The sequence below is a fragment of the Affinundibacterium seohonense genome (assembly GCF_014284305.1).
In the GTDB taxonomy this organism is placed as follows: Bacteria; Pseudomonadota; Gammaproteobacteria; order Burkholderiales; family Burkholderiaceae_D; genus Undibacterium; species Undibacterium seohonense.
Genome location: NZ_JACOFW010000007.1, coordinates 36,607 through 51,812, shown reverse-complemented (window position 1 = coordinate 51,812; position 15,206 = coordinate 36,607). Strand labels below are relative to the sequence as shown.

Below are 15,206 nucleotides of genomic sequence, written 5' to 3'. Positions count from 1 at the left end.
CTAAAGCTTGTTGCCGTTTAACTTTAATAGCGGCCTTTAGAGTGAATAAATTCTAATTAGTTCAGTAATCAGTTTGGTAATAACTGAACTAATTAACGCGACAATAACACGATCATTAAAAAGCTATCTAAATTCAGGCAATAACCTTCAGAATCTGTGCGATTTCTTGCCGTGTCTCGCACATCAAACGCTCACTGGCCTCCTCGTCTAAGTTTAAGTTTTTTAAAGCGATTGGCTTGGCCGCCCAATCGACATCCTGCAACGACTGCTTTACAAATCCTGCATCCAAGAAATCCGCTGCCGCGACGACATCCGTTAAAGTTGGTCGGCTATGCTCAGGTAAATCAACGCGACTTCTATCCATCACCGCTTCTCGTATATCGTCGGAAACCTCCCAACTTTCGAGAATAGCGACGCCAATATCGGCATGCCATTGATCGACCAAGTCCCACAATGCCTCTTCACAGCTAAACAAGCCTTTATATTGATGCGCCCGACTCAGGATGTAAAACTTGCCGATGTCATGTAAGAGTCCCGCCACCATGGCTTTATCTGGACTTAATTTGGTACGATTTTTGGCTATAACAAAGGATAATGCAGCCACCCGCATACTGCGGGTCCACAATCCCTCCATCTGTTCTGACATCGACGTGTTTTGCTGTTGGTCTTTCAGTTGTTTCATGCCGACAGAAATAGCGATGTTTCGCACAACACCAAAGCCCAATAAGGTAACAGCCACCCGTAACTCTTCAATTTTCTTTGAAGTCCGATTAAACATGGGGGTATTTGATAGCATCAAAACTTGTGCCGACAGGACGGGTTCGGTACTGATAATACGCGCCACCTGATCACCAGGCATATCAGCATCATCCAAAGCTTGACGAATTTTCATCGTGGTTTTTAGCGATGTTGGGAAGACCAAATTGCGTGACGACAACTCAGCACTGAGTCCCTTAATAAATTCAAATTCTGATTCTCGTTGATTCATTGTGAATGTGTTAATGCGTGTGAAGTGGGAATGAAGTAAAAATAAGGCGATGCGCTTAAACAGATTTTCATAACTTGCTATGGTAAAACAAATGCATGTTCTGGTGTCCATTTATCGCAAGATCTGATTTTTCCTTAAGAAATCAAAATTCGCGACACTACCAAACAATAATGCTAACAAATCTTCAGTTTATATTGGGACAAAAGAAACTTTCTGGTAATCTGGCTGACAACATCCATTTGTACTCCGGAGCGCCTGTATGTTTACTGAAGACGATTTTTTTGCAGTGAGTAAGTTTTTAAAACTGGGTGTACGCATTCAACTTAAAAATCCCATGGGACAACATCCCAGTTTTTCCACGACTTTCCCCAATCCTAAAGGTGGCATTGTTAAAATTGAAGCGACCAGCTTATATGATGTCGAGAAGAAATTACGCGCATTATTAGCGAGTGACATTCCGGTGAAAACAAAATTAACGCCTTTTACCTATTTGGGAACCAATTTTGAAGGTGTGCTGTATTGCACCAAAGGCACCAATGATTTTGTGGTTCAAGAGACACGTGATTTATTTGGTATGGAATCAAAGGCGATTGTTCGTAGTGCTGAATTTTTTATTCAGTTGCTACAATAATGTCACATTCGCAAATTGCTACAAGCTTACTTTATACATAGCAAAGGATTTTCATGTCGGTGTCGCTAAGCAATGAACAAATCGAGGAAAAATATTTTCTACTGGGACAGGTAGAAATCATTAGCACCTTAAATGAACTGGCACACAGACGCGAGCCGATATCGGTGTATTTTAATGGTGGCCAAAACTTCATTTTGAGCCTGATCTTATCAGCGCGTCCAGATGGCTTGGTGTTTGACTTGGGTGGTGATCCCAAATCAAATGCCCTGCTTGAAAAAGCGTCGCAATGTGTATTCATGGCATTTCCCGATGGGATACGGGTACAGTTCACTGGTCTTGAACCACAACGTTTTACGTGGGGTGATGAAGATGCTTTTTGGGTACCCATACCGACCAAAATCATTCGTCTGCAACGACGCGAAAGCTTTCGCAACATACTGCCGATGGCCAACCCTTACAGAGCTAAGCTGAGCGACATTGATGGCGACTTAATAGGTAACTGGGCAATGCATGATTTAAGTGTCGGTGGTTTTGGTGTCGTCACCGATACCGAGCCAAAATTCAAAGTCGGTGACACCATTACTCAAGTGTGGATTACTCTGTCACCCAAAAACAATCTACACTGCCCTATCATCATCAGACATATCACGCAAATCGATAAGAGCAAAGCGAATCGATATCAAATCGGTTTTAGCTTCGTGAATCTGCCGCGTGCCATGGACATTGCGATACAACGTACGATTATCCATATCGAATATGAGCGCCATCGCCTCTTAGGTAAATAGCAGAATACGATGGTGCAAGCTTCACTTTTCGACAGCGCGCAAGATGGAGAACACTTAGCATTAACAGATGCCAGCGTGTCCTATTACCCCGATTTTTATGACAAGACAACTGCGGATACTTTATTTCGCATACTTGAAAACGAAACGCCCTGGCGCCAGGAGCAAATTATCATCGCTGGACTCAAGCGCTCACAGCCGCGCTTGAGCGCATGGCACGGTGATGCAAATGCACACTATACCTATTCAGGTTTGCATCTGAACCCATTGCCATGGAGTCCGGCATTACTTCGCATTAAGCGCGACATCGAACTACGCATCCCGTCACTATTGTCATCCAATTTCAATAGTGTTCTACTCAATTACTACCGAGACCAACAAGATAGTATGGGTTGGCACAGCGATGATGAGGCTGAATTGGGACCAAAGCCTGTGATTGCTTCTCTGACTCTCGGCTGCAGTCGCGTCTTTGCAATGAAGCATAAAAGCCACAAAGGACTACATTATAAAATTTCTTTAGTACATGGCAGTTTATTGATTATGTCTGGCGATACACAGCAGCATTGGTTACACGCCATCGCGAAAGAAAAAGAGGCATGCCAACCACGTATTAACTTGACCTTCCGCACCATATTCCCTTTACTCGCGGGCTAAACATTAGCCTCGTCGTCATTCACCGACTGCTTTCCGCCATTCGCCGAATACGGCATGACTTCTCAAATGCTATGTTTTATCTTATCGATGTGGCGCACGATCAAGCGCACTACAACGAATAAACACAACAAACATAGCAATTATAGAGAAAGGAAATATCATGTCAGATCAATCCATCGTCAATCGCGGTAAAAACAAAGACAACTTCAGCTTTGGCATCATCCTGATCGTACTCGGCGGCTTCTTTCTGTTCGACCGTCTCGATATGATCGATGCTCGTGACTACTTTAAATATTGGCCAGGTTTGATCGCACTGTCCGGTGTGATTTGCGTGATTCGCGCTAAAAGCATTGCCGGTGTTCTGGATGGTTTTATGCAGATAGGTATCGCCGCTTGGTTGTATGCCGTGACCCAGCACTTATATGGTCTGACTTTTAGCAATAGCTGGCCATTATTTGTGATTGCCGTCGGTCTGAATATGGTGATCAAACACTTCACCGACAAACCACAAGCCTAATCATCGCAACTCACATAGAAATTGACATCAGCTCGATTTAAGCAAAGGATTCCATCATGAAAAATGTTAACTCACAACAGCGTCTGATATTAGGTGCTTTCATCATCATCATCGGCGCACTGGCGCTGCTCGACAATCTGCGTATTTTTAATACCCGTGACTTACTGCAATTTTGGCCTACTGTATTTGTGGTTGCCGGCGCCATCAAGTTATCACAAGCGAATACACGTTCTGGTTACATCATCGGAGGAGGTTTAATCGCCGCAGGAACGATCATCACCTTAAATCGCTTAGGTTTAATTAATTTTCGTATGCGCGACTGGTGGCCGTTATTAATGATAGGAGCAGGCGTATTGGTCATATTCAAAGATAAAGCGTCTCACTTGTTTCAAGATTTACAGCGCAACACAACGCCAAGCACCAATGATTCTTATCTCGATATTGTTGCCGTCATGAGCGGACATCAAGGTAATATTGCTTCTGGTGATTTTCGTGGTGGTGCAATTACCGCGATCATGGGCGGTGCTGAACTTGACCTGCGTAATGCGGTCATTCAAACCGAAGCGGTACTCAATGTGACGGCTTTTTGGGGTGGCATTACGCTCAAAATTCCAAGTGACTGGACGGTCGTCAATAACGGTTTTGCCTTCTTGGGTGGTATCGATGATTCCAGTGTGCCATCAATGAATGCAAATAAGCGATTAATTATTACTGGTACCGCCGTCATGGGTGGCGTTGAAATCAAAAACTAAGACGCCTCATTTTTAGACGCATTTTTAGAGAAAACCGAAGCAAGATGAATCCTATCTTATCCAATTTGCGTAACATCACCCTGACCTACGCAATTTGGTTAACGATAGGTTGTTTGCTGGCTGCCTTATTAGTCTTGACCAATATCAGTGCTTGGGCAAACGCACTCTTATTTTCAATTCCAGCCATCATGGTCTTTGGCAGTTTATCTGCCTCAGCGTATTACGTCGCGCGTTCACTACCAATGAGGAAACGTAGTTTCTTTGTGGTCTCTGGTGTTTTTGGCGGTACTGCTTTGATTTACGGAATTGTATGGGCAGTCCTGTGTTTTGCGTGGAATAAACTCTGCTTATTATTTGATGAAGACTGGGTCGGTATCGCACTCAGTCAACATCTGGCGAGCCTATTACTAATTTGCGGCACCTTGTTATATCTATTATCGATTTTGGTCTACGACGTCTTGCTGGCACTCGACAATATCCGGCAAGCCGAACGCCGCGAAGCTGCCTCTGAAGTGTTAGCACGTGATGCTGAGTTACAAGTTTTGCGCACCCAGATCAACCCTCACTTTTTATTCAACAGTCTCAATTCCATTAGCGCGCTAACAGCAATCGATGCAGCCGCAGCGCGGAATATGACGATAGAATTAGCGCAGTTTTTCCGGCAAACCTTGGCTTTATCTGAGAAACAAAAAATCACACTGAGCGAAGAGATCACCCTTTGTAATCATTTCCTAGTGATCGAAAAAATCCGTTTCGGCAAAAAGTTACAAGTCCACATGGAGATCGACCCGACATCCGACAATTGCTTGTTGCCGCCGATGCTATTGCAACCACTATTGGAAAATGCAATCAAACATGGCATCCGTGATTTAATCGATGGCGGTACGATCATCGTCAGCAGCAAAGTCCGTGATCCTTGGCTGTTTATCGCCATCGACAATCCCGTCGATACGCAACCAAGTCAGACTCAAGGCACAGGGACTGGACTTAAGAATTTACAAGCTCGCCTACGCACTCTCTATGGTGACAAATCACGTGTGGAATGGCGTATTACAGAGCAAACATTTCACATAGAAATAGCTCTCCCCTTAGAGCGTCTTTGATATGACATACAAAAAATGAATACAACACTACGCGCCTTAATCATTGATGACGAAGACTTAGCTCGCCGTCTGACTAAAGAATACTTACGCTCCCACAGCGATATACAGGTGGTCGCTGAATGCGAGAATGGGATCGAAGCGGTTGATGCGATTACCGAACATCAACCAGATCTGATTTTTCTCGATATCCAAATGCCCAAGCTCAATGGCTTTGAAGTTCTGGAAGCGACTGGACGCAAAGATGGCGTGATTTTTACCACTGCCTACGATCAATATGCATTGAAAGCCTTCGATCAACATGCAATTGACTATCTGCTCAAACCTTATTCACAGCAACGTTTTGACGAAGCCCTAAGTAAAGCGCGTAAATTACTTGGACAAACGAATCCGGCAGTACAAGCTCTCCTAGCACAAACCAATGCCTTGCCAGAACGTCTAACCGTTAGGGATCGCGGCCAAACGCATGTAATACCGGTGGCGCAAATCGATTACATTGAAGCGCAGGACGACTATGTGCAAATTTACTTTGCAGGAAAGTCTTTACTGAAAACCCAAAGTCTCTCAGATTTAGAAAAACAACTCGATCCTGCAGTTTTTGTGCGCATCCATCGCTCTACGATCATCCGCCTACAAGCACTCAAATGTCTAGAACGTGCAAGCAAAGATAGCTATCAAGCGGTGATGCATAATGGAATTAATCTTCCGATTAGCCGTTCTGGCTATGACCGCATCAAGGGAATGCTGTAAAGTGCTGGACTTTCGGATTTCGTCCAGCTTCAGTGACCCAGCAATATGAATATCATTATCAATCAAGCACTACGTGATTACATCGACCCACTCACCAACCAGGAATATCTGGCATTAGAACGCAGCTTACTCAAAGAAGGCTGCCGCGACGCCCTAGTTCTATGGGGAGAAACGCTGATCGATGGACATAATCGCTATGCGATCTGTCAAAAACATAACATCCCTTTTCAAACTAAACAAAATGACAGCTTTCAAAGCGTAGAAGATGTGATGTTGTGGATGATCGATAATCATCTAGCGCGTCGCAGCGTGTCGAGCTTTCAGCGCGGTGTATTGGCTTTACGCAAAAAAGAGATCATCACCACGCGACGCAAAGATAAAACCAGCAAAGAGAAAGCCGCAGAAGCAGAACTTGCTGTCAAAGAGCCTGATCCAGTCTCTGTCGAAACTCGCGACGACATCGCCAAAGTCGCGGGACTGAGCAAACCAGCGGTGGCTCAAATTGAAAAGATTCGTAAAAGCGCTACACCAGAATTAGTCGAAGCCGTACGTGCGGGTACTATTTCCATCAACACTGCAGCGACTATTTCCTCACTGCCAAGCGAACAACAGCAAGCCGCTGTCGCAGGTGGAAAGAAAGAATTGCAACAAGCAGCACGCCAACTGCGTCAAGTTCGCACGCCACGAGCTTCCAGCGAAACAACGGACTCGAGAATTGAGCCGACGCCAGGTAACACCGAGGCAGAAACAGGCAACAACTTAGCCGCGACAAGCGCACCTGCACTATCAGAGCTTGAGCGTCTGCGTGCGGAAAACCAAGCCTTGAAGGCAGAAATTGCCGCACTTAAAATGCAGCTAACTGCCAACTAGGTTTACTGTAAAAAAGTAATAAATTGAGGAAATTGGGCTTGAAATCAAGCATTTTGCCCATAATTAGGCTTAGTTTCCAAAAATCTGTATCAAACTTTTGCAGTATCAAGCCGTACTCTTATTTTAATTACCCCATACCATTGTTAGGAACATCATGACTATTAGCGTCAACGGCACCGAAATCAACGAAGCAACCATCAATGCTGAAATGGACCGTGCCCGCGCTGCTGGCCATCCAGAAGGCGAACAATTACGCGATAGCGCAATCCAAGAACTGATTTTGCGCAACTTGATGATGGCAGAAGCCGCTAAATTAGACATCAACGTCGGTAGCGAAGAAGAAATCATCGGCACCTTGTTACAGCAAGAAGTTGCTTTCGACGAAGTTGATGAAGCTGCTTGCCGTACATTCTATGAAGAAAACAGTGCTAGCTTCAAACAAGGTGAAATGGCTGCCGCTAGCCACATTTTATTTACACCCGGTGAAGGCTTGGCAGCTAGCTTAGTCAAAGCCAAGGCCGAAGGTATTTTGGCGGATCTGCAAAAGAATCCATCCGCATTCTCTACCATGGCGCGCGAGCACTCAGCATGTCCATCTGGAAAAGAAGGCGGTGCTCTTGGTCAATTTGGTCGTGGTCAAATGGTGCCAGAATTTGAACAAGCGGTATTCAACACAGAACCAGGTAATATCACACCAGAATTGATCGAAACCCAATTTGGTTATCACATCATTCAAGTCACCGAACGTAACGGTGGCGATCTGGTCAGTTTTGACGAAGTCAAAGAACGCCTGCAAGCTTATCTAACAGATATGGAAGGTCGCAAAGCAACCCATGCCTACCTCGCTAACTTAGTCAGCGCGGCAAAGATTGAAGGTTATGAATTGCCAGCTTTCGCTTAAGCAATTCGTATCCGCATCAACTTTACTGACTAAAGCGCTCCGCACCGAGGCTTTATGATCCCTAGAAAACGCACTTGGCCCACTTAAGGTATGCTTAGTGCGTTTTTTTCATCCCGATTCTAAAGGCAAATTATGACCACCATGTATTCCACGTCCGTTCCCGTCTTCCAACAAATGCTAGGTAGCCTCCAAGTGATTTTGCAAAAAGCCCAAGCTCATGCGGCAGAAAAGAAAATTGACGACCAAGTTTTTTTACAAGCTCGTTTAGCACCGGATATGTTCAATCTGATTCGCCAAGTCCAAATCGCCGCCGATTTCGCTAAAGGCGTCTCTGCACGCTTAGCCAATGTCGATCTACCAGATTTTCAAGATACAGAAAATAGTTTTGACGAATTACAGGCACGCCTGAGCAAGACTTTAGATTTCATCAGTAGCCTAACAGCAGCGCAGTTTGAAGGAAGCGAAGTGCGTGAAGTTATCTTACGCCCAGGCACACCAAAAGAGAAAAAACTAGTTGGTACAAGTTACTTATTAGGCTATGGCTTGCCACAATTTTTCTTCCATGTGACAACAGCCTACGATATCTTGCGCCATCATGGTGTCGAGTTAGGCAAGCGCGATTACATGGGCAAATATTGATTTGCCCCTTTAAAGTCTCGTAGCACAAAAAACGACAATGCCCGCCAACAATTTGGCGGGCATTATCTTTTCTATCGGAACAACTTAAACACCGTTTATCAGAAAATAAGAGCCATTCACCTTACTTTACCCTCTATTAGCTTGCATTATCTCAATTTGAAAGTATATTTCCGTGCATCGTCTATTGCTGGTAAAGAGGTGAACACATGTTTTCTCATTTTCTTGAAAAAGATGCCAACGCATTCCCCACATGCGCACCACGCAAATTCTTTGATGCCGACAATGAGGTATTTTTCAAGCGACTGCAAAAAGTGTTGCCCAATTGTTTGATTTTTCCTCACGTACAGTTGGCCGCCATCTTGGAAGCCCATGTCAGCAATGAGAAGAAGCGTCAGCTTATGCGACAAAAACTACAAGAACGTCATGTTGATTTTGGAATTTTTAATAAAGAACTAGAATTACTCTGCGTCGTCGAACTTGAGAGCAACAGCGACACGAGCAAAGATGAAGAGTACCCAACTCGCAAACTCCTCAAAAGTGCCGGTATTAAATGCATACGCTGGAGTCGTGACGCACTTCCTACTGCTGAGCAAATCTTACGCACACTAGCGCCATATTCCGCACTAGATGCACCAAAAATTGAAACCAGCATGCAAACCATTGGGAAATTATTTGCAGATGCCGACGTGCAAGATCTCGCTACATTGCAAGATAAGGCTTTTTCTTATATCGAACACGGCAATCCCAATGCACTGTCACTCGCCGCTATTCATCGAATTACGCCCGAGTGTTTTATAAAAAAAGAATACCCACACATCTGGCAAAAAATTTGCCTGTTTGCCGGTGACCCAGGTTATTTAAAAAATTATCTGGATTCCTTATTCATACAAAACCGTCCGATAAAACGCCGTGGTCTGCCGAAACATGTATCAAATGAGGTGATCGCAATACAAAGCGAGAACGCTCGCTTTGTCATTCCTAAAGAACCAAATCCTGTGTGGGATCCGACTTTTTTGCATCGCTAATTTTATTAAGTATTGTTCATATCCCTTTTTATTCAGTGCCTGAAGCAGGCTCAAAAATAGGCACCTTTATAAATAATTGAACAATCATTGTGCTCCCATGAACAAAAATGGCCTGGTCAATAAATTGACCAGGCCATTTTCACACCTATCTGCAACTGTGCGTCTTAATCTCGTCGACTCAAAAATCGGCGAATATATACATCACCGTCAATCAATCTTAAAACACAGTGCGACTACAAGAATGTTACCAAATTAGAAGTCGTAACTTCCAACTAAGTAAACACGACGCAACAATGGATCTGCGTAACGAGGATCGTAGCCAACTTGATGTCCGGATGAGTCACGCAAGCTTAGAGGAGGTTCCTTGTTAAGCAAGTTCTTCACACCCAATGTGATACGCATCGTTTTGCTGTAATTATAAACACCTTGCCAATCAAGAGTTCCATAATTACCGATTGGCAACGTCACAGTTTCAAAAGCATTAGTCGCAACGTTACGCGCCGCGGTCGGTTTATCTAAATAATGAGAAACAGCATTAACAATAATCGTATTGCTGAAGTTTCCAGTATCTAAGGTTGAACTGAAGCGTAGTTTGTTACGGAAAGTCACTGAAGCACTGACATCATTGTAAAAACCTAAGCTAGTTGTAAAGTCGTTTTTAGTACCAGGCTTGGTATAAGAAGACTCAATAACGTAGGTACCAGCCAAATTTACCGTCAAACGACCAAATGGCAATACTGTGCGACCGACGAAGTCCCAATCAATACCACTATTTTTCGATTGACCAATATTTGTACTTACGCTCTTAAACGCGTAGTAGGCTTGCGTTTCTGCAGGCGTTTTGTATGTCGTAAACAGATCCTTGAACGTCACAGGGTCAGCAAATGCTTGTGAAGCTGATACACCGCTGATCGCATCAGTGATGTGCACATTCCAATAATCAGCACCGAAGCCGAATGAACTTGTTGGCTCAAAACGGAAGCCAATTGCAAATTGGTCAGACTTCTCTGCTTTAATCGCTGCATTGCCACCAGATAATTGACTATATTGCAATTTACCTGGTTTGCAGAACTCAGTACCAGGATAAGGACAATCAAATGCGGCAGCTGTCACGCCATTCGGTACCAATGGTTGAGCCAAGGAAAGCATATCTGGTGCTTTAAAGCCTGTGCCGTATGAACCGCGGAAAAGCAAATTCGGCAAGGCTTGGTAGCGAGCAGAGACTTTATATGTACTTGAACTGAGATCTTCGCCAACAGTTTTCTTATTGAACAAGTCTGACACTGGCTTAATAAAATCATAACGAAGCGCAGCTGTCATCTCTAAATTCTTGATGACAGGAATTAACAATTCACCAAAGACACCACCCGATTTACGCTTCAATTCATATTGATTTGGAGCCGCAAAGTTGTAAATTTCTCCAGCAACAGATGCCGCTGACGGTGTGTTTTTATATTCATACTGACGCAAATCTGCACCCAAGCCTAAGCTCAATGCACCAGCAGGTAAGCGATATATTTCTCGCGAAGCGCGGAGATCAAATCCTGTTAAAGTCGTGGATGCTGTACGAACGGAACCATGAAAAATTGAATCCGCCATCAATTTACGAGTTGCCTCAGTCTGATTACCTGCTGGCTGAAATGGATCGAACAGATTCTTCGAAATCATGTCACGGAATTCTTTATCCTTAAAGTAACCGCCCACATATTTTTCATCGATGGCATTTTGGCTCCACGTCATACCACCATTTAAACTCCAGCCCGCATACTCACCTTCGGCACCGACAACAAGGTGCTTAGAGTCAGTGATCGTTTGCGAGCTACGCAGACCGAAGTCCTGCGCGCGGTAGCTTGCTGACACTGCACTCACATTTGCAGCTTGTGTCGCGCTCAGATACGGCAATACATGAGTAGCATACAAGCTTGAAGATAGCGGGATTGCCACTGGAACCGGGTTAGCTGCGATACGTGCCGTGAGGTCGTAACGAGAATACGCAACATCAGAATAGAAGGTCAAATCATCTGATGCTTTATAGCGGCCAGTTAAATACAATGAATCACGCTTACTCTCAGGGTAGATCTCGATCGTATTAGCGAAATCATACGCACAATTTTGTGTAACCGAAGTAGCTGTTGACGCATTATTTAAGCTATAAAAATTTCGCTCTGCACATTTGCCATTTTTCTTTTCATACGGATTAAATGAATACGCAGGAATAGTTGTACCGTTGGCGAGCTTCTTAAACGTCACGGAGGCATTGGCTGGCACAGCAAATGCGCTTGTACGATCGTAAATAAAGTTTTTACCTTCATGTGAGAATGGAAGATAAGCCGTGCTTCCGAAATCACGCTCAGTAGCAGAAAGCTGACGCTGAACATCATGACGAACCGACATCAACACATTAAAACGATCTGTATCGATATCACCAAAACCATAAGTGGCGCTAACATAGCCAGACTTCCCTCCACCTTCGAGCGGAACCATAGCACTACCAGTAACATTACCACCTTGTTGGTTCTGTTTCAAAACAAAATTGACCACACCAGCGATCGCGTCTGAACCGTACAAAGCTGAGGCACCATCGGTCAAGACTTCAATTCGATCAATCGCGCTCATAGGAATTGAGTTCAAGTTCACAGTCGAACCTGACCCGGTCGGGGCGATACGACGACCATTCAACAAGACCAATGTATAGCTGGAACCGATATCATGAATATTTGCGGTAACGATACCACCAGAATTGGAACCAACAGCGATATCAGCGATCTGGAAACCTTGCATTGCTGGAAGATTTTGAATAACTTCGGCAACATTTGTCGCACCAGTTTTGGCCAATTCTTTTGCTGTGATTACCTGAACTGGCAATGAGCCTTCGGCTTGAATTCGTTTAATACTTGAACCAGTAACTTCGACGCGCTGTACCTTCGCCACCGGCTCTTGCGCTTGCACTACTGACACGAAACACATACTAACCGCGACTGCCATTGTGGAGCGTCCAAGGTGCTTTAGGGTAAATTGATTATTTTTCATAAAATGCCTTATCAAGATATTTGCAAAGAGAACGGATAATTATCAATGCATTTGTTACGTATGTTTAGAGCCACGTATAGTGCTCTTAATTTTTTGGTTTCTGCATTTAAATGAATTTAATGCGATAACTCTAATTTAGTTTAGTTACTACAGTTTTCCCTCGACAATCAATTAAGACTTGATCAGTAGTGTCCTATACCATAAAAAACTGGGGTCTGACGCGATCAGAACCATCATCTAAGTCCGTAAAAAAGCTCGAAATTATACAGGTGGCGATGAGATCATTTCGACACACTGGATGTCAACTTAAAATAAGAAATTTAGCATGAAAAAGAATTTTTTCGCGAAAAAACAACAATTTTTCACAATATCGAAAAGCGGAGGGGGCTAGGTTTACCAAAGCAGAATAATTGTCGACCAAGGCTGAGCATCATCACTTATCTGTTTATATTGATGTCCGCCAAATACGCTTCCAAAATGAAATAAATTATCTTTGCGATAAAATAAACAATTGAAATTTGTCTGAGTTCACATCAAAACAATATTTAAGAATACTTGATTTAAACAAAATAAAGTAATAAAAATACTACAAATCAGGCACCAACATATGGCCCAATTTGCTCGCCTTGGTGGCTAGATAACGTTCATTATAAGGATTACGCGCGATGATCAGTGGGATTTGCTCTTCCACTTTGACTTGCATATTTTGAAGTGCAGAAATTTTACGTGGATTGTTCGTCATCAACTTAACGCTAGTAATCCCTAAATGTTTTAGCATAGGGTCGCATAAGGTGTAACTGCGCAAATCGGCGGCAAAACCTAATTGTTGATTCGCCTCAACCGTATCAGCACCATCATCTTGCAAATGGTAGGCTTGAACTTTGGCCAGTAAACCAATGCCTCGCCCCTCCTGACGCAAATACAAAATCACACCACGGCCTTCTGCGGCAATTTTTTGCATCGCCAATTCTAATTGCGGACCACAATCACAACGCTTACTAAACAAGGCATCGCCAGTCAGGCATTCGGAATGAATACGTGCCAACACCGGCGCTCCATTTGCAACATCACCCAAAGTTAAAGCGACATGCTCCTTACCAGTTGCAGGCTCAATAAAGGCGTGCATAGTAAAGTTTGCCCACGTGGTCGGCAAAGCACACGAATCCACATATTCCAATGCCTGTTGTTCCGAATTTACAGGCAAATCCATACTCGACATAGTTTTCTCACTTAGGACTGCGGGCACTTACAAGTCTTTGATCAATAAGCCATTAAACCCTGAACTGAATCAGCTTTTAACATTGGCCAATTGACGAAAAATCCTCATTAAATACCAAAAGCAAGAGTATAAACGACTCAGGGCAACTCAGTGGATACTTGGTTTGAATCAACACGCAAACTGCTCACAAAAAACTGAAAGAACGTCGATCGAAAAATAATTCATATCAATTAAAATTGTCTTTCATGAATTATTTTTTCCATGATAAGCTGCCGTACTATCAAAAGTAAGAATCAATTTTGAGCAAAATTACATACCAATTTCTTATGTACCGATTTATATTCTTAGTACTCATTAGCCTAATGCACAATATCCATGCGCAAGAAATTTATAAATGGAAGGATGCCGAAGGGAAAATCCATTTTGGGGACCGTTCAAAAGCTCCTGTCGTGAGTAAAAAAGTCGACATCAAAGTCAAAGAAGTGAGTAAAACAGAAATCACAAATCAGGCAACTCTCACGACAACTACAGCGCCCAAACTGGCACCCGAAAAGAAAGTCGGCGGTATTGAGCTAAGCAAAATCAATCCAAAGTGCAAAACCATTATCGAAGAAATCGAGAAAATACCAATGGGTATACCGTGGCATGCACAATACAATGAGTTCAATCAGTTGTGTCCCGGAATTGCTTGGCAATGCAATGTATATGAACGAACTCCTGAAAAAAATCTATGTGGCTGGATTGAACGTACCAGTAACAATATTCTCAGTAAAAGAACCTATCAATAATCACTCGACGCAATGACATAATCTACCTGAGACATATAGTGCTCAGGAGCAGCTTCAAAATCGCTACGCTTAATAACACTAGCTGCGTCCAACATCAAATCTGTGGCAAGTACGCCATCTAAGTGATCAATTTCATGCTGCAATAATTCAGCGATTCGGCGTTCGAGCTTCTCCCATGTTTGTGTCACACCTTGTTCATTCAGGAACTGGACTGAGATGGAGGAATGACGACGTAACTTTACCAACAATTCTGGAAAGCACATACAGTCGTCCCACATGGTAAATGTCTCAACACTGCGCCAAGTAATGATGGGATTAATCATCGTAAATGTAGCAACCCCCAGATTCAAGGCGATGAATCGTTTCGCTATACCCAGTTGCGGTGCTGCGATACCGCGCCCGAAGCCATGCTTTTGTCGAAACTCTTCGAGCGTCGTCTTGAGTATCTGATTCTCTTGTATGAACTGCGGATCTTCAAGATCTGCCACAGGAGTACAAATTTGCCGAAGCCTTGTGTCACCTAGTCTTAGAATTTGAGGGCTCATAGCTCTAATTTCCCA

The 15,206-nt window shown here is 43.6% G+C and carries 16 protein-coding genes; 12 read left to right on the top strand and 4 right to left on the bottom strand.

From position 1 onward, the window contains the following. Positions 1-133 precede the first annotated feature (133 nt). Positions 134-988, bottom strand: coding sequence for an HDOD domain-containing protein (locus H8K52_RS08370; protein WP_186922443.1), 855 nt, complete (start codon positions 986-988; stop codon positions 134-136). Positions 989-1,247: 259 nt separating this feature from the next. Between H8K52_RS08370 and H8K52_RS08365 the strand changes: the two genes are divergently transcribed. The 11 genes from H8K52_RS08365 to H8K52_RS08315 all read left to right on the top strand — a co-directional run bounded on the left by H8K52_RS08365 (position 1,248) and on the right by H8K52_RS08315 (position 9,609). Beyond that, positions 1,248-1,619, top strand: a complete 372-nt coding sequence (locus tag H8K52_RS08365) for a hypothetical protein (protein ID WP_186922442.1) — start codon at positions 1,248-1,250, stop codon at positions 1,617-1,619. A gap of 53 nt (positions 1,620-1,672) precedes the next feature. Beyond that, complete coding sequence (locus H8K52_RS08360) at positions 1,673-2,404, top strand: flagellar brake protein (RefSeq protein WP_186922441.1); 732 nt, start codon at positions 1,673-1,675, stop codon at positions 2,402-2,404. Between the two features lie 12 nt (positions 2,405-2,416). Continuing rightward, entirely contained in the window at positions 2,417-3,055 is a 639-nt protein-coding gene (locus H8K52_RS08355) for an alpha-ketoglutarate-dependent dioxygenase AlkB family protein (RefSeq protein WP_343044152.1), read from the top strand. Between the two features lie 160 nt (positions 3,056-3,215). Continuing rightward, positions 3,216-3,572, top strand: coding sequence for a LiaI-LiaF-like domain-containing protein (locus H8K52_RS08350; protein WP_186922439.1), 357 nt, complete (start codon positions 3,216-3,218; stop codon positions 3,570-3,572). Between the two features lie 56 nt (positions 3,573-3,628). Beyond that, positions 3,629-4,324 carry a LiaI-LiaF-like domain-containing protein gene (locus tag H8K52_RS08345; protein ID WP_186922438.1) on the top strand — a complete coding sequence of 232 codons (696 nt, stop codon included), beginning with the start codon at positions 3,629-3,631 and terminating at the stop codon, positions 4,322-4,324. Positions 4,325-4,368: 44 nt separating this feature from the next. Then, complete coding sequence (locus H8K52_RS08340; protein ID WP_186922437.1) at positions 4,369-5,427, top strand: sensor histidine kinase; 1,059 nt, start codon at positions 4,369-4,371, stop codon at positions 5,425-5,427. 15 nt (positions 5,428-5,442) lie between these two features. Then, positions 5,443-6,174 (top strand): LytR/AlgR family response regulator transcription factor, encoded by a 732-nt coding sequence (locus tag H8K52_RS08335; protein ID WP_186922436.1) that lies wholly within the window; start codon positions 5,443-5,445, stop codon positions 6,172-6,174. A 45-nt stretch (positions 6,175-6,219) separates the two neighbouring features. Further along, the gene (locus H8K52_RS08330; RefSeq protein ID WP_186922435.1) at positions 6,220-7,044 is read left to right on the top strand and encodes a ParB N-terminal domain-containing protein; all 825 of its coding nucleotides are present in this window, start codon (positions 6,220-6,222) and stop codon (positions 7,042-7,044) included. A gap of 154 nt (positions 7,045-7,198) precedes the next feature. After that, entirely contained in the window at positions 7,199-7,945 is a 747-nt protein-coding gene (locus tag H8K52_RS08325; protein ID WP_186922434.1) for a peptidylprolyl isomerase, read from the top strand. Between the two features lie 129 nt (positions 7,946-8,074). Beyond that, a complete protein-coding gene (locus H8K52_RS08320; protein ID WP_186922573.1) occupies positions 8,075-8,584 on the top strand; it encodes a DUF1993 domain-containing protein in 510 nt (169 codons plus the stop codon). A 206-nt stretch (positions 8,585-8,790) separates the two neighbouring features. After that, positions 8,791-9,609 carry a DUF2726 domain-containing protein gene (locus H8K52_RS08315; RefSeq protein WP_186922433.1) on the top strand — a complete coding sequence of 273 codons (819 nt, stop codon included), beginning with the start codon at positions 8,791-8,793 and terminating at the stop codon, positions 9,607-9,609. Between the two features lie 252 nt (positions 9,610-9,861). Here H8K52_RS08315 and H8K52_RS08310 read toward each other — a convergent pair whose 3' ends face one another. Next, positions 9,862-12,639 (bottom strand): TonB-dependent receptor domain-containing protein, encoded by a 2,778-nt coding sequence (locus tag H8K52_RS08310; protein WP_186922432.1) that lies wholly within the window; start codon positions 12,637-12,639, stop codon positions 9,862-9,864. A gap of 586 nt (positions 12,640-13,225) precedes the next feature. Then, complete coding sequence (gene ribA, locus H8K52_RS08305; protein ID WP_186922431.1) at positions 13,226-13,858, bottom strand: GTP cyclohydrolase II; 633 nt, start codon at positions 13,856-13,858, stop codon at positions 13,226-13,228. Positions 13,859-14,220: 362 nt separating this feature from the next. Here ribA and H8K52_RS08300 point away from each other — a divergent pair, with 362 nt between their 5' ends. Then, positions 14,221-14,646: a DUF4124 domain-containing protein gene (locus H8K52_RS08300; protein WP_186922430.1), complete on the top strand. Its 426-nt coding sequence runs from the start codon at positions 14,221-14,223 to the stop codon at positions 14,644-14,646. Here H8K52_RS08300 and H8K52_RS08295 read toward each other — a convergent pair. Next, the gene (locus H8K52_RS08295; RefSeq protein WP_186922429.1) at positions 14,640-15,191 is read right to left on the bottom strand and encodes a peptide deformylase; all 552 of its coding nucleotides are present in this window, start codon (positions 15,189-15,191) and stop codon (positions 14,640-14,642) included. The genes H8K52_RS08300 and H8K52_RS08295 overlap by 7 nt on opposite strands. Positions 15,192-15,206 lie beyond the last annotated feature (15 nt).